Source organism: Specibacter sp. NPDC078709, from assembly GCF_040686795.1.
Lineage (GTDB): Bacteria > Actinomycetota > Actinomycetes > Actinomycetales > Micrococcaceae > Specibacter.
The window spans coordinates 39,965-61,569 of record NZ_JBFBLU010000009.1; the positions used below are offsets into that span (position 1 = coordinate 39,965).

Sequence of the window (21,605 nt, forward strand, 5' to 3'; positions counted from 1 at the left end):
ATTGATCAAAATATCCCCCTTCAAAAAATTCACTCCGAACATTCCGTAGGATGCAGGACTGCCGCCACGAGCCACCCGCCCCGTGGAGCCGGTCCGGCGTCGACCGTTCCTCCGTAGATTCGCGCACGTTCCTGCATACCCACAATGCCACGTCCCGTCCCAATCGAAGCATCGAGGGTCCCGCGGCCGTTGTCAATGACCTGTACCGTGAGTTCGCCGTGGATCAGGTTGTTCTCCACCACCACCACAACCCGGGACACCGAAGCGCCGTAGCGCAACACATTGGTCAGCGACTCCTGCACGATCCGATAAACGGTCAGTGCCAGTGCCGGGTCTTCCGGCAGTGGCGGCCCCGACTGGGTGAAGGTGAGGGGCAGCCCGGCTTGGCGGAAACCTTCGATCAAGGCACCCATGTCTGTGTGGTCGGGCTGCGGGGAACGGATGCTGCCGGCATCTTCGCGCAGCACGCCCAGCACGCGGCGCATATCCGCCAACGCCGTGCGCCCCGTCTGGGACAGCTGCCCCAGCACGTCTCCCGCCTTGGCCGGATCACGTTTAACCACGACGGCGGCCCCATCGCTAAGTGCCACCATGACGGTCAGCGAGTGAGCCACCACGTCATGCATTTCCCGGGCAATCCTGTTCCGTTCTGCCACGGAGGCCAGTTCGGCGGTGCGGACAGCCCACTGGCGCAATTCGGCTTCATGTTTGCGACGGCTACGCACTGCGGCACCAATTCCAGTGGCAACGATGTTTGACAGCAGGATGACAATCGCTGAAATGACATTGCTGGCGGCGGCGCTCGGGCCACCTTCGGGAAGAAGCCCGGCCGGGTACTGGTAGAGAAATAAGATGAAAACCATCAGCGGTACGCCGGACACCAGCCCCAACGCAAAGCTGATCACCGCTTTGTACCGCACGGCCACGGAATACAAGGCAAACCAAATGCCAACACCAATATTGCCGGCCGTAGGTACCACCACAATATTGAGGACTTCAAAAACAGAAACGATCGCCAGCACTGCCAGTGGTTTATCGCGGCGGAACATCAGTACCGTGGCCGAGGCCAGGACGATGACCACGTGCTCGCTCAGATTGACGTAAAGGTCACCGCTGAGGAAAATTCCTGATCCCGCCAGCAGATACGCAAAAACCACCACCACGTCCATGACGCGGGGGTGGTTGTAGAAAAAGGTTCGCAAAGCACCACGACGGCGGGCCGTGAATTCATCGGCCCGCCGTTCAGCGGAAGGTACGTCGGCGGGGGAAACGGCCGTTCGTTCCGCGGCCCCCGCCTGGTCTTTTGTGCGCATAAGTCAAAGCTTAGGTTCCCCAGCAAATCGCTGGAGACGTCAGCGTCTCTTAGACGTCACGAGTCTTGAGGGAAATCAAGGCCGGGATCATGAACAGCAGGATCCAGCCCACGAAGATCATTCCGCCTGCGAAGGGGGTGATAAACGCCGCCTTCTCAATGATCTCCAACATGCGGCCGCCGGCCACACTGGGTACGTACTGGTTCAGGTTCTTCCAGAATTCACCAGGCAGCAATGTCAGCAGCTGAGTCCCAACATCTAGGAGGAAGAAGACCACAACGAGGACAATGATGCCGCCGGCGGAGCTGCGCAGCAGCGTGCCCAGGGACAAACCAATCAAGGAAACACCGGCCACATACAGGCCACCCATGAGGATGGAGTACACAACACCGTCCGTGCCGAAGGACAACTCAACGCCGTAGGCGCTGAAGATGGGCATGGCCACCAAGGTGGTGACGATGGCGGCGAGCAGGGTCAGTACGTAGGAAACCACCACCAGCACAACTGCTTTGGCGAAGAACGCAGGGAGCCGCTTAGGCACAGCCGTCATGGTGGAGCGGATCATGCCCGTGCCAAACTCCGAGGAGATCAGCATGACTGCCAAGGCACCCAGGATCAGGATGCCGATCTGCAGGCCCGCGTTGGGAATTGCGTAGAGACTAAACCCTAATGCCTCTTGAGCTTGATCCAGGGTCATGGTCGTGGACGGTTCGCCTGGCATACCCATACCCATACCGCTCTGCATCACCCCTTGAACGGTCCAGGCTTGAACCCAGGCTACGAAAATACCTATGCCCGCCACCGCCAGAAAGGTGAAGGCCAGCAGCAACTGGGTGGAGCGCAGGGACCGGAACTTAATCCATTCGCTGCGCAGCACACCGGCAAAAGTCAGTGAACCGCCGGTAGCGCGCTGAGGTGAGGAAATCGTCGTCGTGCTCATCTTTAGAGTCCCTTCACAGCGGCCGGAGCCTGCGCATTGTTGTTCAGATCCTGCGAGTGGTACTCCACCGCATCCTTGGTCAGGTTGAAGTAGGCGTCTTCCAGGGAGGTGGTCAGCGGCATCAGCTCATAGACCAGGACCTGGTTTTGCAGCGCCACTTGGGCGATCTGGCGCGGGTCGAGCCCGGTGACTTCCAGGGTTTCGTTCTCGTGACACTGCACCTGAACGCCCTGGTTAGCCAATAGCTGGCTCAGCCGGGTTACCTCAGGAGTGCGGATCCGCACCTTGGCCTCCTGCGTGCCGGCGAGGATCTGCTCGATCGGGGCATCGGCGATGATCTGGCCGCGGCCAATCACAATCAGGTGATCCGCGGTCAGCGCCATTTCACTCATGAGGTGCGATGACAAGAACACGGTTTTACCCTGTGCGGCAAGGTGCTTGGCGAGGTTACGCACCCATTGCACACCTTCGGGATCCAGGCCGTTGACCGGTTCATCCAAGATCAGCGTCTGCGGATCACCCAACAGGGCTGAGGCAATGCCGAGCCGTTGGCCCATTCCGAGGGAGAAGCCACCGGCCTTCTTCTTCGCCACGGCGGCCAGACCGGTCATATCGATGACCTCGTTGACGCGCTTGGTGGGGATGCTGTGCGTGGCGGCCATGGCCAGCAGGTGGTTGTACGCGCTGCGCGAGGTGTGTACGGCCTTGGCGTCCAGCAGGGCACCCACTTGGTGCAGCGGATCGTGGTGCTTTGCGTAGGGTTTGCCGTTCACGGTGACCGTGCCGCGGGACGGCTTGTCCAGTCCCACGATCATGCGCATGGTGGTGGACTTGCCGGCGCCGTTGGGCCCCAGGAAGCCGGTCACCATTCCCGGCTTGACGGTAAACGTGACACCGCCAACCGCGGTCTTGGCCCCATAGTGCTTGGCCAGGTTTACTGCCTCAATCATGTGGACATCCCCTTTGGATGAGCGCCGCCACGTCCATGGCGAGCGTCTTTTTTCGAATCTATAACAACCGTACGCACTCACACCGCAGATATCTTCCATCTCAGGGATGATTCAGGGTTCATTCAGGGTAGTCCTATTGGATGACACGTCCAGCAAGGATCCGCCCCCTAAACTTGAAGGATGCCCCACTCCACCTCTCCATCTGCTGCGCTGCATCCCTTGGCATGGTCGCGGCCGCGACTGTTGTGGGTTTCGCTGCCCGCTCTAGCGGTTCTGCTGGCCGGGGCTTGGCTGATGTTGGCCACCGGCAACCATCCCCCTTTTCAAAAGTTCGACGACGGCTGGTACCAGCTGATGCGCAGCTCCCGGACACCGTGGCTCACCGACGCCAACCGGGTGTTGGATTTTGCTGGCAATACCGGCATGGTCATCTACTCTGTGCTTTTACTCTTGGTGCTATTGCGCCGCCATTGGCGCTTGGCGCTCTTCACGGCGGCCGTCAATCTAGGCGCCCTGGGGCTGACTCACCTGATCAAATATTTAGTGGACCGCCCACGCCCGGGAGATCATCTGGTCCCCGTTGACCACGGCTCTTATCCCTCGGGGCACGTCAGTGGAACGGTAACAGCCATGGTGGTCACGGCTGTGGTTCTGGGCAGAGTGTGGATGTGGGTCAGCGGCACCATTCTCAGCGTCGCCATGATGTACAGCCGCACCTATCTGGGTGTCCACTGGGCCTCAGACACCATCGCCGGAGCCCTGTTGGGTGCCGGACTGACACTTCTACTCTGGGCCTTATTGAGAGATAAATGCCTGGTTTGGAATATTCGTGCGGGCAGCATTCAAAAGAACTCGCAGGCCGCTTAGTTACTGCTCTTTTCAAACTCCGACTCTGGCAGTGGTTTCGCCGCTGGTGCGGTCAGGATCGAAGCCACAATGGCAACGGCGATCGCCAGCAGCGCCCAGCGAATGGTGACATGATCGCCAAGGAATCCCAGCAGAGGCGGGCCCGCCAAAAACGCCACATAGCCAATGGTGGAAACCACTGAGACTCGGACGGCGGCCCGTGCAGGATCATCGGCAGCCGCGGACATACCCATCGGGAAGCCCATCGCGGCACCGGCACCCCAGAGCACGGCACCCATGCCGGCCAGCAGCATGTTCGGCGCCAGAACAAAAATGACCAGGCCCAGCAGCGCTGATCCCAAACTGCCGTACAGCACCGGAACCCGGCCAAACTGGTCAATCAAGCGGCCGCCAAAGAACCTGAAGAGCGTCATGGATGCAACAAAGACAGCGAACATGATGGCGCCTTGGGCTTCGGTGGAGCCGAGCCCGTCAACGGCAGCCTTGGCAATCCAGTCATTGGCCGCCCCCTCGGTCAAGGCCGCACCAAGCACCACCAGCCCCACCAGGAGTGTTCGCTTCTCGGTCCAAGCACTGCGGCCCTTGAGAACCGTGGTGGCTTGTGTCTGCTGGCTGGCGTTGTTTGCCCTCTCCGGCAGGAAGTGGCGCGGCACAAACACCATGGAGATGCTGACGCCTATGACGATGACGAACAAATGGGCGGACATGCTGACATCGAGAGCCGAAAGGCCGGCGCCCACGAGCGCTCCGATGAGGGCGCCGCCGCTGAAACCTCCATGGAATTGCGGCATGATGGTCTTGCCGCGATGCCGTTCAACGTCTGCGCCCTCAATGTTCTGCGCCACGTCCCAGAGGCCAATACCAATGCCGAAGAAGAACAGGCCAACACCCGTCAAGAGGACCGAGTGCTGCGCCAAGGCGATGGCAACAATGAGGCCACCAACAGCAACTGTGAAGCCGCCAACACGAATCGTGTTCGCCGTGCCGATCCGGCCCACAACAGTTCCTGCCATCGGGAGCGCAATGACCGAACCCGCGGCGATCGTCAGCAGGAGCAGACCCATTTCGCCCGATGTCAGATCGAGGATACGGGTCACTGCCGGAATCCGTGCAGCCCAACTGGCAAACACAAAACCATTGATGGCGAAGACGGCAAAAGTGGCGATGGTGGCCGCGCGGACCGCCTGCTTATTCATAGGGGATTTACTCTTTACACAAGGCTGACCAAAGACATGTCGCCGAAGTTTTTTGCGACGTTGCGTCAACTCTAGCGGCATGTCCTGCGCAGCTATGAAAAATGCCATAGTTTGACGAAAATGCCACGGTTGTAACCGTGGCATTTTCGTCAAACTATGGCATTTCTTGCCTTGCTTGGCTTAGCGGGCGCGCTCGACGCGCTTTTCGTCCCATACCGGCTCATCAGATTCGTAGACTTTACCGTCGGAGCCGAACACCAAGAACCTATCGAAGGACCGGGCGAACCAGCGGTCGTGAGTGACCGCCAAAACAGTTCCTTCAAAGGAATCGATGGCCTTCTCCAGCGCCTCAGCTGAGTGTAGATCCAAGTTGTCAGTAGGCTCATCGAGCAGGAGCAAGGTGGCACCGGAGAGCTCCAGGAGCAGAATCTGGAAGCGAGCCTGCTGACCACCGGAGAGGGAATCGTACTTTTGCTCCGAGCTGGACGCCAGACCATAACGATCCAAAGCACCGGCAGCGGCTTCGCGCCCCATGCCGGAGCGGTGTTCGTCCCCGCGGTGCAGAATATCCAGCAAAGTGCGTGTCAAAAGGTCCGGGCGGGCGTGCGTCTGGGCAAAGAAGCCGGGGCGGATGCGTGCACCGAGTTTCACGGAACCTTCATGGGGCACGGGTGCAATGGTGACGTCGGAAACCGGCTCGTGTTCCTTGTCCGGATCCGAACCTCCCGCGGCCAGCAGTCGCAGGAAGTGGGACTTGCCCGAGCCGTTGGAGCCGAGGACGCCCACGCGGTCGCCAAACCACACCTCGGTGCTGAACGGCTTCATGAGCCCTGTCAGCTCCAGCTTCGTGGCGACGATTGCACGCTTCGCCGTGCGCCCGCCCGTGAGCCGCATCTTCACGTTCTGCTCGATCGGCAGTGCTTCCGGCGGACCCTTCTCGAGGAACTGTGCCAGCCGTGATTGCGCGGCCTGGTAGCGATTGGCCATGTCGGAGCGGAAGGCCGCCTTGGTCTTGTACATGTTGACGAGTTCCTTGAGCTTGATGTGCTCCTCGTCCCAGCGCTTGCGCAGCTCCTCAAAACGGGCGTTGCGGTCCTCGCGCGCCTTCACATATGACTCAAATCCGCCGCCGTGCGTCCAGCTCGAGGCGCCGTTGATGCCCGGCTCCAGCGTGACAATCCGGTCCGCGGCGTTGGCCAGCAGCTCCCGGTCGTGGCTGACAAACAGCACGGACTTGTCCGACTCCGCCATCTTCGCCTCGAGCCAGCGCTTGCCGGGCACGTCGAGGTAGTTGTCGGGCTCATCGAGGAGCAGAAGCTCGTCGGGACCGGAGAACAGCGCCTCCAGCACGAGCCGCTTCTGCTCGCCGCCGCTCAGCGAGGCCGCCTTGCGGTGCTGCGCTGAGTAGAAGTCCATGCCCATGGCGGCCATGGTGACCTCGTCCCAGGTGGTCTCCATCTCGTAGCCGCCCACGTCGCCCCAGTCGGCGATGGCCTGTGCGTACGCCATCTGGCTGGGTTCGTCGTCACGCTCCACCATGGCCAGCTCGGCGTCGTCAACGGCCCTGCCCGCGGCCGCAATGTTGTCCGATGCCACCGACAGCAACAGGTCGCGCACCGTGCTGTCATCGCGGACCTGCCCCACGAACTGGCGCATCACGCCCATGCTCCCCGAGCGCGAAACAGCACCCTCGTCCGCCTTGATGTCCTGGCAGATGATGCGCAGCAGCGTGGTCTTGCCGGTGCCGTTGGGCCCGATCAGGGCCGTCTTGGTGCCGTCGGAGACGCGAAAGTTCACCCCGTTAAGCAGCTGCCGGCCGTCGGAGAGAAAATAGTCAATGTTTGCAACGTCAATATGTCCCACACGGCAATTCTCCCATCTTGGCGGGTGCCGGGCGGACCACGCCCCGATGCACCGGCCGGTGATGGGATAGGTTTTGCAGTGGTTGGGTCCCATCCGGCCAGTTTAGGATTGCACGATGAAACTACAGGCCCTGCGCGATAGATTCCTGCCCGGGGATTTCCCTCCCCCGGAATGGGAGCGGACGCAGCCTCCGGCGGCACTGCTGGTCCGTGACGTCTGGGTTGCCCTCGGCGTCATGGCCATTTCCCTGGCCGGCATGGAAATGATCCTGAGCTTTGGCCCGTCCGACGGCGCCCCCGACCGCCTGATGAGCTACCTTGCCATTGCGGCCATGACCGCACCGCTGGCCCTGCGGCGGCGGTTCCCCATCATGTCCATGTTGGCGCTCTCGGCGGGCTTCATCGGATTCGGCATTGTGATCCCGCAGGTCGCGGTGCAGATGGCACCCCAGATCGCCTATTTTGTGGGCCTGTACTCCGCCGTGACCTGGGCCCGGGACAGGCGCGCCCTGGCGGTGGCTCTGTGGAGTGTCATTGCTGCCATGTTCCTCTGGCTGGTCCTTTCCATCACGAATGCATCCTTGGTGTTCGGTTCGGATCTGGCCCTGCCCGCTGCGGCGGACACCTCGGGCGTCATTGATCCCGTGCTGGCCTTTGCGGGCTACAGCTTCCTGGTGAATATTTTCTTCTTTGGCGGCGCCACGTTCCTGGGACACATGTCATGGCGCAGCGCGTGGCAGCGTGATGTCCTGGTGGCCCAGACGCGCCAGCTGCAGGAGCAGTCGGCGGAACTGGCCCGCCGCGCCGTCATTGACGAGCGGCTGCGCATTGCCCGCGAACTCCATGATGTCGTGGCACACCACATCTCCGCCGTCGGCGTGCAGGCCGCAGCAGCCCGGCTGGTCCAGCCCAGGGACCCGGAGCGGACAGCGGAACTGCTGCACGGAATCGAAGGGTCTGCCCGGGCGGCCGTGGGGGAAACCCGGTCCCTGCTGCGTGTGCTGCGCCATGAGGACCGCGCGGGCAAGGGCGGACCCGGAGAAGCTGCCGGGCGCGCCCCGGAACCCTCGCTGCGGGACATTCCGGCGCTGCTGGAACAGTCCCGGCAGACCGGTGTGGAGGTGGAACTGATCGTGGTGGAGCACCGGCCGGGATTCATCGACTCCCTGGGGGCTGGCCTGAGCCTGGCGCTGTACCGGATTGCCGCGGAATCCCTGGCCAACGTCCGCCAGCATTCCACCGCACGCAGCGCGGTGCTTTCACTGCGGAGCGGCCACGGCGGCCACGGCGACTGGGTTGAAGTGGAAGTGACGGACAACGGCGCTGCCCGCCCGGGCACGGGGGGCAGCGGGTTCGGGCTCAGGGGAATCCAGGAGCGGGCGGAATTGCACCAGGGGCTGGTGGACATCGGCCCCCGCACACCTGCCGGCTGGCGCACCCGCGCCCGACTCCGCGTCCTGTCCAGCACCACGGAGGCCCGGGCATGAGCCGCATCCGGGTTCTCATCTGCGACGACCAGGCGCTGATCCGCTCCTCGCTGGAACTCATCCTGGGCACCGACCCGTCGCTGGACGTTGTGGGCACCGCGGCCAACGGCGTCGAGGCTGTGGAATCTGCCAGGGCCCTGCGGCCGGATGTGGTGCTGATGGACATTCAAATGCCCGTGCTCGACGGCGTGAGCGCCACCGCGCAGATCGCTGCCGAAGGCGGGGCAAAGGTCATTGTGCTGACCACCTTTGACCGCGACGACTACCTCTTTGCGGCACTCGATGCCGGTGCCAGTGGCTTCCTTCTCAAGAACACGGAGCCGGAGGTGCTCATGCAGGCCGTCCATGCCGTTGCCGGCGGGAATGCGCTGCTCTCCCCCGAGGTGACCCTGCGCATCATCCGCCGGGGCACCTCGCCGTCGCCGGCCGCACCCGCGCCCGCCGTCGCGGCGGCGGCCCGCCTGCAGATCGGGGAGCAGGAACAGCGTGCGCTCGACGCACTGACCGGCAGGGAACGGGAGGTCCTGGTGGCGCTGTCCGGCGGCCTGTCGAATGCGGAGATTGCCGCCCGGCTTTCCCTCTCGGAGGCCACTGTCAAGACGCACCTGTCCAGCATTTTGGCCAAGGCCGGCCTGCGCGACAGGGTCCAGGCCGTGGTCTTCGCCTACCGCGCCCGCCTCATCCCTTTGGAGGAGGGCTGAGGCCTGCGGCCCGCCCGCCGCGCAACAACTTCATTCTTCCGGCCGATCCGGTTGCCGCTGCCTGCCGAATATATTGGGAGGCAAAAGCAATCCCCTGCAGGGCCATCCGCAATCCAAGGACTCGAGACCAGTGCTGGAAGTACACAACCTCACCCGCCGATTTGGCGAACGAACCGTCCTGGATGACGTGTCGTTCACCGTCCCGGCCAACGGCATGACCGGCTTTGTCGGGGCCAACGGCGCCGGCAAGACCACCACGATGCGCATCATCATGGGCGTGTTGAAATCCCATGCCGGCTCCGTGCATTTCAACGGCAGCGCCATCACCGGCCAGGACCGGGCACGTTTTGGCTACATGCCGGAAGAGCGCGGGCTCTACCCCAAGCAGCCCGTCCTGGACCAGCTGCAATACCTGGGCCAGCTGCACGGCATGAGCCGCGGCGATTCCCGAACGGAGGCACTGGGCCTGCTGGACCGGTTCGGCATTGCCGACCGCACCAGGGACAAGCTCGAATCGCTCTCCCTGGGCAACCAGCAGCGGGTGCAGGTCGCAGCATCGCTCATGCACCACCCCACAGCACTGATCCTCGACGAACCCTTTTCCGGCCTCGACCCGCTGGCCGTGGATTCCATGACGTCCCTGCTGGCGGAGCGTGCCGCAACGGGCGTGCCCATCCTGTTCTCCAGCCACCAGCTGGACCTGATCGACCAACTTTGCGACAACCTGGTGGTCCTGGCCAACGGCTCCATCGTGGCCTCCGGCACGGCGGAGGAGCTCCGCAACCGCGCCGGTGCCCGGCACGTGCTGGTGACGCCGCCTGATGCGGGCTGGCTGCGCGAACAACCCCGGGTGCGCGTGCTGGACGTCGACGGCCCGCGGGCCGTGGTTGAGTTCCCGGACCATGCCGCCGCCCAGGGAATCCTGCGTGCGGCACTGGAGCGCGGCGACGTGACCGAGTTCGCCCCGCAACGCCCCTCCCTGGCCGCCATCTACCGTGAGGTCATCCAATGAGCACCACGCTGAAAACCACACCCGCCGGCCGCCCGATTCCGCCGGCACCGGACACCGCAGCCCCGCCCACGGCACCCTGGCTGATCGTGACGCTGCGGGAAGTCACGGTAAAGGTCCGGGACAAGTCCTTCATCATCTCCACGCTCGTCACCCTCGCCCTCATTGTCGGTTCCGTGGTGGTTTCCGGGTTTCTTGCCGGCAAGACCACCGAATCAACGGTGGGAATGTCCGACGGCGGTGCTGCCGCGGCCCTCGTTTCCGCCGCCAACGAACTCGCCATCGAAAAATCCCAGTCGGTGGAGCTGACAGCCCGCACCTTTGACAGCGACGGGCAGGCCTTGGATGCCCTGCGGGCCGGCGACATTGACCTGGTGCTGCTCCCCGATTCCGGCGGCTACAGCCTTACCGGGCTTAAGGACGTTCCCGGCTCGGTGGAACAGCTCCTGGCTGAGGCGGCGGGCAGCCAGGCGCTGGCCCGCAACGCCGAAAAGCTGGGCGTGGAGGTCCAGACACTGACGGCGGGCTCCACAGTCACCGCGGTGCTGCTGGAGGGCAACCACGAACGCAATTCCATGGCCCAGGCCATGGCATTCATATTTTCCTTCCTCTTCTACATGTCGGCCATGATCTTCGACATGCCTATCGCCAACTCGGTGGTGGAGGAAAAGCAGAACCGGGTGGTGGAAATCCTGGCCACGGCCATCCCCATCCGCCAGCTGCTGGCCGGAAAGATCCTGGGCAACCTGATCCTGGCCATGGGCTAGCTCAGCGTCTTTGTGGGCATCGGCCTGCTGGCACTTGCCCTGATGCCCGCCGAGGTCCCGTTCCTGGCCGTGGTCATTGGAACATCCGGCTGGTTCCTGGCCTTTTTTCTGGCCGGTTTCCTTATCCTGGCCGCCGTCTGGGCCGCGCTCGGGGCCATGGCCTCACGGGTGGAGGACCTGCAGCAGTCCACCGGCCCCGTCATTGGCCTGCTGGTCGCGATCCTGTTCGTCGGGATTTACGCCAAGGGAAGTTTCCTGCTCGCGGCTTCCTACATACCGGTCATTTCCTCGGTGGCCATGCCCATCCGGCTGCTCAGCAGCGATGTCCCCTTGTGGGAGCCCGTGCTGTCCCTCGCGATTGCCGTCGCGGCCGCATGGGCCATGGTGCTGTTGGGCGAACGCATTTACCGCAGGGCCATCATGGCCACCGGCGGGGCCCTCTCGTGGCGGAAAGCGCTCAAGCTCGAGGACTGACACGGCCTGGATGGTTGGCCTCCGGCCCGCCCACCCTCCAACGCCCCGGGAACAAGGTGGTGCTGCGTCGGAAGGGGTGGGGCTATCCCCACCCCCGTTTCACCGGCTGGCATGATGGTTTCAGGACACCGCCGCAACCAGAATTGATTCATGACCAACCACACTGAACCCGCCCTCCGAAAGTCGTGGCCCATCTGGCTCCCCGCCACCTGGCGCCAGATCGGCGCCGACCTGGCGTACATCCTGCCCGGCTTCTTTGTTTCGCTGGCCTCGTTCACGGCACTGACCACCTTGTTCACCCTTGGCATCGGCACCCTCATCATTTGGGTTGGCCTGCCCGTGCTGGTGGCCTGCCTTGCCACCGCACGCTGGTTTGCCAACGTCAACCGCGGCGCCTTGCGGCGCTGGGCCGGGGACATCCCGCCGGTCCACTACAGGGTCCCGCATAAATACACGGTGGGCGGCATGTTCAAAAACCTTGCCGATCCGCAGCTGTGGAAGGACTTCATCCACGGGTTCCTTGTCACCTTCCCGCTGCGCACCGCAACCTTTTGCATTGCCATCAGTGTCTGGGCTGCCGCCCTCGGCGGGTTGACGCAGTGGTTCTGGATGAGGTTCCTGCCCCAGGACAACACCACCCTGGCCGAACTAATCGGCCTGGACACGTATTTGAGAGTCAGCCCGGAAACCGCCGAGTCGTGGTTTGGCCTGGCCTACGGGGTGCTTCTTTTGCTGCTGCTCCCCTTCATCACGCACCTGCTGGCCGCTGCCGACGCCGCCACAACCCGCGCCCTGCTCACGAACGAAACGGCCGCCCTGCGCGCCCGCGGCGAGGAGCTGGCCGCCAGCCGCGCCCAGGTGGTTTCCGAGGAGGCCAGCACGCTGCGCAAGATTGAACGCGACCTCCACGACGGCCCGCAACAGCGCCTGATCCGGATGCAGATGGACGTGGAGGCCGCCCAGCGCCGCCTCGCCACCGACCCCGAAGCCGCCCGCGAACTCATGGACGGCGCCCTGGAGCAGAGCCGCGAGGCCCTGGCCGAGCTGCGCCAGCTCTCCCGCGGCATCGCCCCGCCGCTGCTGGCCGACCGCGGCCTGCGCACCGCCGTGGAGTCCCTCGCCGCAAAGTCGCCAGTACCGGTGGCGGTCACCGGAAACCTGGACCAGGGCGCCAGGATCGCCGAGGGCGCCGAAAACGCCGCCTACTTTGTCGTCTCCGAAGCCCTGGCCAACATTGCCAAGCACTCGGGCGCCACCCGGGCCGCCGTCACGGTGGACGCCGGCCATGCCGGGCTGCTCCTCGAAGTGACGGACGACGGGGTCGGCGGCGCCCATGTGGGCAAGGGCCACGGCCTGGCGGGGCTCGTGGACAGGCTGGCGGGCGTGGACGGCTCATTGGAGGTCACCAGCCCCGACGGCGGGCCCACCACCCTGCGTGCCAGCATCCCCCTCGGCACCTGAGCCGCCCAACCGCCCCTCCTGTGCCGCGCACGAATCTCCGGGCGCTACGCTAAAGCCATGCGTGTTGTCATTGCCGAAGATTCCGTCCTGCTCCGCGAGGGGCTCGTCCGCCTGCTTGGGGAGATCGGTGCCGAGGTGTGCGCGGCGGTGGGAGACGGCGTCGAACTTCTCAAGGCGGTGGACGAGCATGTCCCGGACCTGCTGATCACGGACGTGCGGATGCCGCCGTCGCACCGGGACGAGGGCTTGAAGGCGGCCCTCAAGGTCCGGGCCAAACACCCCAAGGTGGCGGTCATGGTGCTCTCGCAATATGTGGAGCTCAGCTATGCGAGCGAGCTGCTGGCGGGGGCGTCATCGGGTGCCGGGCTCGGCTACCTGCTCAAGGACCGCGTGGCCCGGTTCGAGGACTTCAGCGAAGCCATCTCCCGCATAGCGGCCGGCGCAACCGTGATCGATCCCGAGGTCATCGGCGCCCTGTTCGCCAACCGCACCGCGGCCGACCCCCTGCGCAGCCTGAGCCCGCGCGAGTCCGAGGTGCTCGGGCTCATGGCCCAGGGCCTGACCAACGCGGGCATTGCCAGGGCGATCGTGGTCAGCGCCGGCGCCGTGGAAAAGCACATCGGCGCCATCTTCACCAAGCTGGGCCTGCACCCGGGCCCCGACGACCACCGCCGCGTCCTGGCCGTGCTGGCGTTCCTGCAGGACCGCAGCTGAGCCGTCAATGGGGAAGGGCCCGTCCGCGCGGACGGGCCCTTCCTTTTTTACTGTCTACCGTGTGCTGCCTGGCTGGCCATGCAGCTTATGCACGACGGCGGCGCGTGACAACCATGGCCACACCGCCTCCCAGCACCAGCAGCAGGGCGATGCCTGCCGGCAGCAGCACCTTGGCACCGGTGCTGGCCAGGCCGTCACCGTTGCTGCCGTTGTTGCCGGCATTGCTGCCGCCGTTGCCCGACGGGGTGGTGGGCTTGGGCGCGGCGGTGTCGCCCGGCTTCGGGGTGGACGGGTCCGTCGGCTTGTCGGTGACCGGGGGGTCAACCGTTCCGGCGGTGACCACGATCGCCGTGCGTGCGGCAACTTCGCCGTTCTGTTCCAGTGTCAGCTCGTGCGCACCGGCTGCGAACCCTGCCGGGATGGCTGCCTTCACCGAAATGGCACCGTCGGCGCCTGCCTTCACGGTTGCCAGCTTGGCCGGCTCCGAGTGGATCCACAGTTCGTAGCTTTCACCGGCGGCCAGGTTCTTGGCCGTGACGGTGATTTCCGAACCGGCAGCAGCCGTGGCCGGTGCCGACATGGTGGGCGCGGACGGTTCCGGCGTCTCCACCGGGGCCACCACCGCATCAACCGTGGAGGAGGCGGACAAGCCGGCCTTGTCGGTGGCCCGGTAGGCGACGGACACGCCGTCGTCCCCTGCCTTGATGACGGCCGTGTAGGCCTTCCAGGTGGCGCCGCCGTCGGTGGAGAACTCCACCTTGTCGATTCCCGAGCCGGAGTCCGCGGCCGCCACCGTGATGGTGCGGGCATCGGCGTCGACCGTTGCCGTGACGGCGGGCACCTGGGTGTCAACCTTCAGCGCGGCGGTTTCCTTGGCCTCTTCAACGTTGCCTGCGGCATCGCTTGAGCGGTAGCTGAACGCGTTGACGCCCTCGGGAAGGGCCACGGCCTCCGTGTACGCGGTCCAGGGACCTTCACCAATCCGGTATTCGGTCTTGGTGACGCCAACATTGTCCGTTGCCGCCAGCGTGACAACCGGTGCGCTGGTGTACCAGCCGGAGGGGGCCGGTGCTGCAGGTTCCACGGTTGCGGTGGTGACAGGGGCGGCCTCGTCGGCCGGTGCGGGCTCGGAGCAGAGGAACTTCGCGTCCCCCCACACGCCGTGGGCGCCGTTGATGGCACCTTCGGAGATCGGGTCAACCTTCAGCTCAACATAGGAGACGCCGGTCAGGTCCACCACGGGGTGTTCCGGGGCGAATCCGCTGGTGAATGTGCGGCTCTGGTAGAGCACCTTGCCATCGCCCAGGATGGTGAAGATGATCTTGCCCTGGAACGCGCCCTCCAGGCCAACAAAGCTGGAGAAGCTGCTGCACTGGCCGCCCACGTAGTAGTTCAGGTTGGACGGCGCATGGACGCCCAGGCCCTTGGAGTAGGTGCTGGTCACCGGCTTGGCCGGGTCCGTGGCCTTGTCAATGATGGTCAGCGGCACATCCGGGGAGGCAGCTGAATCCTTGTTGACAACGTCCTTGCCGATGACGCCGTAGCCGTTGGTGGCGCTGACGGGTTCCAGGTCGGAGGCGTAGGTGTCCTTGTCGGGAGCGGTCGGCAGCGGGAAGTCCACTACCTGCCAGTCGAAGATCTTCACGTTGTTGGCAACAGGCAGCTGGACGGATGCCAGCTTTTTTGCGGGCAGCAGGCGCAGCGTGGCGGAGTAGATCTGGTACCCGGTTGAGGTGTACTCGGGGTTGTTCTCCTGGCCGGTGCTGTTGCGGCCCATGGTCTTGATGGCCACCTTGGCGCCCTTGGTGTCGCCCTGCGGGAGCCAGTTGGGGTAGTACAGGCTCTGCTTCTGGACGGTTCCGTCGGTGTAGGTGATGGTGAATTCCGGGCTGACGCCGGCCCCGGCGGCTGAGGAACCCAGCACTGCAAGGTCCGTGCCGCTGCCGCTGAGCGCAACCGTCTGGCCGTTCAGCGAGACAGCGTTGTTCTTGTCCGCGCCGGCCTCCGGCCAGGTGTAGTTGACCTCGGTGGCCAGGCCCGCATCCACGGTGACGGTGGATCCGGGGGTGACTCCCGTGTCAGGCAGGGGGGCATTCTTGAGCTGGTCGGCGCTGAAGGAAGCCCCGCCGCCGTCGAAGTTGCCCAGCTTGTCCGCGAAGGAGCCGTTGGCCGTGGTGACGGAGATGTTGTTGAATGCCCCGGCCAATGAACCGTAGGCAACGTACATCTGGTTGGATCCCGAGACTTCCTGGCCAGTGCCCTTGGAGTCCTTGTACGTGGCCTTGGCGCCGACGCTCTGCAGGCCGGCCTCCGAGGAGGCGCCGGGGATGAGGTCAAACGTTGCCTGGACCGTGGCACCGGGCGCAACGGAGGCCACTGTGGCGCCCTTGGTGTTGCTGACCGTCCAGCCTTCGGGAACCACCGGGGTGATGACAACAGCGGTCTTGGCACTGCTGCCGTTGTTGGTAAAGGACGCCGATGCCGAGGTTGCCTGCCCCTGGAAGACCTTCTCCTCCAGGTTCACGGCGACCTGTGCGGCCTTGGCGTCGGAATCGGTGCCGCCCACGGCGGACGTGCCCTTGAGGGTGATCGTTGCGGTTGCGTTGGAGGCAACAGCCCCGGCCTTCACATGCACCGTGCCGCCCGCGTCGGCGGCGTCGTAGTACCAGCCCGTCTCGGCGGCGTCGAAGGCTGCAGCGTCGGCGACCTTGTCCAGGATGGTGGCCCCGACCAGCACGGCCGACGGCTGCGAGCCGCTGTGGACGTCCAGCTTGTAGGGGCGGGCGGCAGCCTTGCCGGCGTAGTCGCCGTCGCGCTTGCCAATGGTGACGGCGACGTCGCCGCCGTCCTTGGCGGGTGCGGTGACGGTGAACGCCTGGCGGCTGGTGGCGCCGTTGCGGTATTCGCGGGTGACCTTGTCGTCCTCGTTCATGGTGAAGGAGGAGTCGCCTGAGGGGTAGACGTCAACCGTGATGGGTGAGTCTTCCGGGATGAGCGAGGCGTTGCGGGCGATCTCGCCCTGCGGCACCACGGATCCGGCCCTGACGAACATGGGCAGCGTCTCCAGGGGGGCGCTGTAGCCGTTCAGGATCTGGCCGCCTTCGTAGACGGTGCCGGTCCAGTAGTCGACCCACTGTGACCCTGCCGGGAGCACGATTCCGTTGCGGACAGGGTTGCTGTTGGAGATGGGTGCGACCAGGTAGTCGCGGCCCAGGAAGAACTGCGTCTCGGCTTCCTTGGTGTAGGAGAGCGGGTCGTTGGGAACTCCAGCGGCATGGTGCGCATCATGCCCACGCCGGTGTTGCTGGCGTCAACCGCCAGCGAGTAGATGTAGGGCATGAGCTCCTGGCGCATCTGCAGGTACTTGCGGTTGATCTCCGTGGCGGTTTCGCCGTAGAGCCAGGGCCGCTTGTCGGTGGGTGCCCAGCCGCTCATGGAGTAGAGCTCGGGGGCGAAGGCCTTCCACTGCAGGTCGCGGACGTAGCTTTCGGCGCTGCCGCCGAAAATGCCGTCCACGTCGGAGGTGGTGAAGGCCATGCCGGAGTTGGTGGCACCGGCGAGTGCAGAAACACCCCAGCGGCCCTGGTCCAGGTTGCCGGAGTGGTCGCCGGTCCACTGCACGCCGCAGCGCTGGGAACCGGCCCAGCCCTCAACCATGAGGGTGTTGGCCCGGCCGTTGGAGTACGTCTCGATGCCGTCCTTCGCGCTTTCACAACCGGTCAGGGCGAGACGGTAGCCGGCGCCAACCCAGGCCACGTCCAGCTTGCGCAGGGCGATGCCGTCGTTGCCGACCTCGGATTCCTGGGCGGTCAGGGAGCGCTGCGTCCACAGGCCCGTCTTCAAGTCTGCCTCGGCCTTGATGGCCTTCACGGTGCCGCCGAGTCCCTTGTCGGGGTTGGCGGGATCGTAGGGTGCGTTCTTGTCGTAGCCTGCCGGGTCCGGCGTGTATTCACAGCCGTAGCCGTCGTTGACGATCATCCAGCCGGCAGGCATGTCGTTCGCCTTGAACGCCTTGGCCGTCTGCACGGAGTCAAAGGTGACCTGCTTGGGCGTGTCACCCTGCCCATAGCCCGACGACGAATAGGTGGGGCTTGAGCGGTTGTAGCAGTCGGCGTCGCCGTACTCCAGGCCGTAGACGGGAGGCAGGTTGGGCCGGCCGGTCAGCTTGGTGTAGCCGTCCAGGCTCTGCTTGTAGTCGCCCACGAAGTAGTAGGCGTCAAAGCGCTTTTCGCGATGTGTGGTGGTCTCGTTTTCCGTGAACGTGTAGGAACCGGGCGCAAAGGTGTTGCGCAGCACGCCGTAGCCGGCGCTCGTCATGTAGTAGGGCGCGGCGTTGGGGTGGCCGCCGTCGGCCCAGTTGAAGTTGTTGGAGATGTTGATCGTGGATCCGGTGTGGACCACGCGGCCGTTCTGCATGCCGCCGCCCAGGAACTGCTCCCCGGCAACGGGCTTCAGGTGCTGGGTGGTGGTGTCGGAACCAAAGCTGAGGGCGGACGATTCCTGCCACACCAAGGTGCCGTCTGCGCGCTTGAGCGTGAAGGCGCCGGTGGCCTTGTTGACCTCCAGCTTGACCGTGGCTGTGGCCATGGTGATCACGCCGCCGGCATCGGTTACCGTGACGGCGCCCTTTTTGAACTCGTCGGCACCGACCACGATGTCGGCGGTGCGGGCGGGTCTGCAGGGGTTTCCGGGGTGTTGGCCGGGTCGGTGAATGTGCCCGTGGGGGTGGCCTCGAGGCGGAAGTTGCCGTCGTCGAGAAAGGTGACACGGATGGAGCCCTTGGCCGGTGCCAGCGTGACGACGTTGTCAGCCTGCCTGAACGAGCCGATGGCGCCGAGGGTGGTGCCGTTGGCGTCCACACCCACTTCGGGCTTGATGTTTGATGCTGCAATCGGTGTGCCGGTATCGGCTGCTGCTGCCGGCGCAAGCCCGGCCCCGGACAGTGCGAGTGCGGGCACGGTTCCAACGGCCAGCAATCCGGCAAGGACCACCGCGGTGGCGCGCCTGCCCATCGACCCTCGACCTGGCGGTTGTGCCGGCGACATTGCCGGGTCCTTCATGTGAAGCGGTGACATGCGAACTCACTTTCAACTAATGACGATGGTTCGTGATCGATTTATAAATCAAATACTCACCAACAATCACTTAAGAATGTGACGCAGGTCAACCCCCTCTGCGAATGTGACGCATAACACCACCCCGGCCTGCGGCAGGCCGAATGAGCAGCAGGAGTGTGAACGTGGCGGGGCCCAAAGCAATCAAGACCCACCATGGATGGCCGGGATCAGGCGCGCGGAGCAGCTGGCTTTGCACCTCTTTCGCCTCGGCGTCCATCGTCGGTATCCGCTCGCCACGGACCAGCAGCCGGTGCGTGTTCACGTATCGGGGTGTGCATGTCAACAGTGTCACGTAGTCCTTGCCGGGCACCTGGCGCAACAGCTCAGATTCGTTGGGGAGGACCGTTGCAATGTTGTCGACCTTGTACGTCAACACCTCCCCCAGAACCGTCAGGGTGAAGGTCTCGCCAAGCTTCATTGACGGCAGGTCATCGAACAGGGTCGAGTTGACGTATCCGGAGTGCGCACTCAGAACCGCGTGGTTTCCTGCACCACCCACGGGCAGTCCGGAACCGTAAAAGTGCCCGACCCCGCGCGTCAGAGTTTCTTCATCGGTTCCGTGGTAGACGGGCAGGTCAAGGCCCAACCCGGGAACCACCAGTCGCGCCATGGGTGCTGCGGGATCGTCGGGATTTATCGCGAGCTGTTGCTGGTACTGTTCGCGGCCCTCTTCCATGTTGACCGCTTCACCGCGTTCATTGATGACGTATGGGTCGCGGAGCGGTCCGCTGGGCAGGTTCGTGTTGTAGTCAACTGCAGCCTGGAGCAGCCGCTGGCGGAGCGCCGGCTCTATCTCGGAGTTCTGTTGTTCGTATTTCACCACTGCGTCGGCCTGGATTGAATCGGCTATCCATGGAGCCGCAAGCGGGTAGGAAAAAACCATGCCCCCGGCCAGGGCCCCCAACACCAGCAGGGCATTGAACCCGCGGGACGCCGCGGAACGGCGGCGGCGCGGGAGCGGCTCTCGGTCCGATTCCGGTTCAGCTTCCCATTCGGAGTCCGGTCCCGGGCCGGGTTGCAGAAAAATGCTCATTTTGTGCCAACTTGTACTAGTTGCAGTCGCGTGCTGCAGGAACGCCTGCGCACGGCAGAGACAGCTGTGCGGTGGGCGACGCCAGGATGCGCCGCCCACCGCCATGGTGGTGCGTGGTTAGGCCATGGCCCCACGCTTGCGTGAGCGTATAACCAGCAGCGAGATGCCGCCGAGGATCAGGGCTCCGGCAAGGAAGAAGATGCCGGTGGCAATGGTTCCACCGGTCAGCGGCAGTTCGGTCTTTTCAACGTTTGGCACGTCCAGGTCGCCGAACGGCAGGACCGTCGGAGCAGCGTTGTCGTACTTTACCGTGATCGGCCCAAACGGAGCTGTCGCAAGCTCGTAGCCCTGGGGCGCCTTGGTCTCCAGCAGCCAGTAGTTCTGGAAGTCCGCCGGATCGCTCACCTCGGCACCGTCCTGCCAGTTGGAGGCGCGCAAGCCGAAGATCGACACTTCACCGTTGGTGCCTGTCGTGAAGGTGTCAACCAGGGCGCCGGCGCCGTTTTCCTGCGCCTTCAGCGGGAGGGCGGCGTTCGAAACCGGATCAGCCGCAAACGCCCGTGCATCTGCTTCACTCTTAAAGACCTTGAACTCAGCGCCCGCAAGGAAGTTCGTGCCGTCGGCCGCATCCACTTTCAGGATGTTGATCGCACCGAACTTTGACTCGACCGGCGGTGTTACGACGCCCGGTCCCGAGATCGGGTAACCCGAGTTCGGGAAGACGATGCCCTCGTTCTCGATGATGCCGTTTTCCGGCAAGGAGACAACCTTGGTGGTGATCGTCAGTGCAATGTTCTGGGTGCCGCCTGCCACAGCATTGAGCTTGGCCAGGCCGGCCGCAGTGAGCTCCACGGTGAGGACGTTGCCGTCCGCCGCGTCGTAGCTGAACGTGTAGTCGGCAGTCACAAGTGCGGTTCCACCAATGGCTACCTCAATGTTGTCTGCGACGCTCGCCGGGATCTCGAGGTTGGCAACCAGTTCGTCCTTGAACGCGTAGGCATCTGTTGCCTGCGCGGGCACCTGGGCAGAAATGGTCCAGTTGATCAGGTCGCCGACCTGGTAGGTCGAGCCCGGGCCGTCATCGACGGTCTTCGTGGGTTCGGTCTGGTGGTTTTTGGGGTAAACGTGGACGTCATACACCCAGTTGTCCAGGTTGTCCGGATCCGTGATCGGGATGGTTACGACAAAGGGTGCAGCGCCGGTGATGCCGCTGTTGACCTGGGCAGGCGTCAGCCGCTCGGTGACGAGGTAGGCGCCAATGTCCAGGTTGCCAAACGTGTAGCTGCCGTCGGGTTCGGTCGTGGTTCCCGAGACGGCAGTGCCGAGGTCCGCGGCCGGGATGGTGCTGGGGTCCTTTGCAAATGCGCCTGCAGCCGACCATCCTGCGGTCGTCATCAGGTCAACGTTGCCGATGGACTGAAGATCAAAGCTGATGCCTGCCAGCGGGCCTCCCGGGGCGGCGGGGTCTTCCAGCCCATTGCCCGGGGTCAGGACTCCCACCGGGTTGACCCGCTTGTGGATGGTGAGACTGCCGGTCGCACCTGGGTCAATCGTCGGGGCGGCGGCCGCCGGGCTGGCGAAGCCAATGGCCGTGAGAGCGGCGATGGCGGTGATCGCGAGCGTATTCCGCCAGCGACGCGTGAATGAGGAATTCACAGGTAGTTCTCCTGTTCCGTGTGTGGATCGTGCAGTTTTGAAGGGTGTGAATGCCGCG

The 21,605-nt window shown here is 64.3% G+C and carries 18 protein-coding genes; 8 read left to right on the plus strand and 10 right to left on the minus strand.

The features are described 5' to 3' along the window. Positions 1-29: 29 nt before the first annotated feature. The 3 genes from AB0P14_RS15360 to AB0P14_RS15370 all read right to left on the minus strand — a co-directional run bounded on the left by AB0P14_RS15360 (position 30) and on the right by AB0P14_RS15370 (position 3,203). A complete protein-coding gene (locus AB0P14_RS15360; RefSeq protein WP_363844299.1) occupies positions 30-863 on the minus strand; it encodes a histidine kinase in 834 nt (277 codons plus the stop codon). 499 nt (positions 864-1,362) lie between these two features. Then, positions 1,363-2,253 (minus strand): ABC transporter permease, encoded by an 891-nt coding sequence (locus AB0P14_RS15365; RefSeq protein ID WP_363844090.1) that lies wholly within the window; start codon positions 2,251-2,253, stop codon positions 1,363-1,365. 2 nt (positions 2,254-2,255) lie between these two features. Continuing rightward, positions 2,256-3,203, minus strand: coding sequence for an ATP-binding cassette domain-containing protein (locus AB0P14_RS15370; RefSeq protein ID WP_363844093.1), 948 nt, complete (start codon positions 3,201-3,203; stop codon positions 2,256-2,258). A gap of 180 nt (positions 3,204-3,383) precedes the next feature. On the opposite strand from AB0P14_RS15370, the gene AB0P14_RS15375 reads away from it, so the two are divergent. Then, the gene (locus AB0P14_RS15375) at positions 3,384-4,070 is read left to right on the plus strand and encodes a phosphatase PAP2 family protein (protein ID WP_363844096.1); all 687 of its coding nucleotides are present in this window, start codon (positions 3,384-3,386) and stop codon (positions 4,068-4,070) included. Here AB0P14_RS15375 and AB0P14_RS15380 read toward each other — a convergent pair. Continuing rightward, a complete protein-coding gene (locus tag AB0P14_RS15380; protein WP_363844099.1) occupies positions 4,067-5,266 on the minus strand; it encodes an MFS transporter in 1,200 nt (399 codons plus the stop codon). The genes AB0P14_RS15375 and AB0P14_RS15380 overlap by 4 nt on opposite strands. Positions 5,267-5,446: 180 nt before the next feature. Further along, entirely contained in the window at positions 5,447-7,129 is a 1,683-nt protein-coding gene (locus AB0P14_RS15385; RefSeq protein ID WP_363844101.1) for an ATP-binding cassette domain-containing protein, read from the minus strand. A gap of 115 nt (positions 7,130-7,244) precedes the next feature. Here AB0P14_RS15385 and AB0P14_RS15390 point away from each other — a divergent pair, with 115 nt between their 5' ends. From AB0P14_RS15390 to AB0P14_RS15420, 7 genes are all read left to right on the plus strand, one after another. Beyond that, on the plus strand, positions 7,245-8,615 hold the full coding sequence (locus AB0P14_RS15390) for a histidine kinase (protein WP_363844104.1): 1,371 nt from the start codon (positions 7,245-7,247) through the stop codon (positions 8,613-8,615). After that, positions 8,612-9,316 (plus strand): response regulator transcription factor, encoded by a 705-nt coding sequence (locus AB0P14_RS15395; protein WP_363844107.1) that lies wholly within the window; start codon positions 8,612-8,614, stop codon positions 9,314-9,316. Before AB0P14_RS15390 ends, AB0P14_RS15395 begins: the two co-directional genes overlap by 4 nt. Positions 9,317-9,446: 130 nt before the next feature. Then, a complete protein-coding gene (locus AB0P14_RS15400) occupies positions 9,447-10,328 on the plus strand; it encodes an ATP-binding cassette domain-containing protein (protein ID WP_363844110.1) in 882 nt (293 codons plus the stop codon). Next, positions 10,325-11,092, plus strand: coding sequence for an ABC transporter permease (locus AB0P14_RS15405; protein ID WP_363844113.1), 768 nt, complete (start codon positions 10,325-10,327; stop codon positions 11,090-11,092). Before AB0P14_RS15400 ends, AB0P14_RS15405 begins: the two co-directional genes overlap by 4 nt. Before the next feature lie 12 nt (positions 11,093-11,104). Then, positions 11,105-11,566 carry a hypothetical protein gene (locus AB0P14_RS15410; RefSeq protein ID WP_363844116.1) on the plus strand — a complete coding sequence of 154 codons (462 nt, stop codon included), beginning with the start codon at positions 11,105-11,107 and terminating at the stop codon, positions 11,564-11,566. A gap of 150 nt (positions 11,567-11,716) precedes the next feature. After that, positions 11,717-13,027 (plus strand): sensor histidine kinase, encoded by a 1,311-nt coding sequence (locus AB0P14_RS15415; protein WP_363844119.1) that lies wholly within the window; start codon positions 11,717-11,719, stop codon positions 13,025-13,027. Between the two features lie 57 nt (positions 13,028-13,084). Further along, positions 13,085-13,741, plus strand: coding sequence for a response regulator transcription factor (locus AB0P14_RS15420; protein WP_363844121.1), 657 nt, complete (start codon positions 13,085-13,087; stop codon positions 13,739-13,741). Positions 13,742-13,826: 85 nt separating this feature from the next. Here the strand turns inward: AB0P14_RS15420 and AB0P14_RS15425 are convergent, their stop codons facing one another. The 5 genes from AB0P14_RS15425 to AB0P14_RS15445 form a co-directional block, all read right to left on the minus strand. Beyond that, positions 13,827-16,940: an NPCBM/NEW2 domain-containing protein gene (locus tag AB0P14_RS15425; protein ID WP_363844302.1), complete on the minus strand. Its 3,114-nt coding sequence runs from the start codon at positions 16,938-16,940 to the stop codon at positions 13,827-13,829. Then, a complete protein-coding gene (locus AB0P14_RS15430; RefSeq protein ID WP_363844124.1) occupies positions 16,826-18,394 on the minus strand; it encodes a TIM-barrel domain-containing protein in 1,569 nt (522 codons plus the stop codon). Before AB0P14_RS15430 ends, AB0P14_RS15425 begins: the two co-directional genes overlap by 115 nt. Then, on the minus strand, positions 18,352-18,786 hold the full coding sequence (locus AB0P14_RS15435) for a hypothetical protein (protein WP_363844127.1): 435 nt from the start codon (positions 18,784-18,786) through the stop codon (positions 18,352-18,354). The genes AB0P14_RS15430 and AB0P14_RS15435 overlap by 43 nt, the downstream gene beginning before the upstream one ends. A 118-nt stretch (positions 18,787-18,904) precedes the next feature. After that, a complete protein-coding gene (locus AB0P14_RS15440; RefSeq protein WP_363844130.1) occupies positions 18,905-19,891 on the minus strand; it encodes a class C sortase in 987 nt (328 codons plus the stop codon). 117 nt (positions 19,892-20,008) lie between these two features. Beyond that, a complete protein-coding gene (locus AB0P14_RS15445) occupies positions 20,009-21,547 on the minus strand; it encodes a SpaH/EbpB family LPXTG-anchored major pilin (protein ID WP_363844133.1) in 1,539 nt (512 codons plus the stop codon). Between the last annotated feature and the right edge of the window lie 58 nt (positions 21,548-21,605).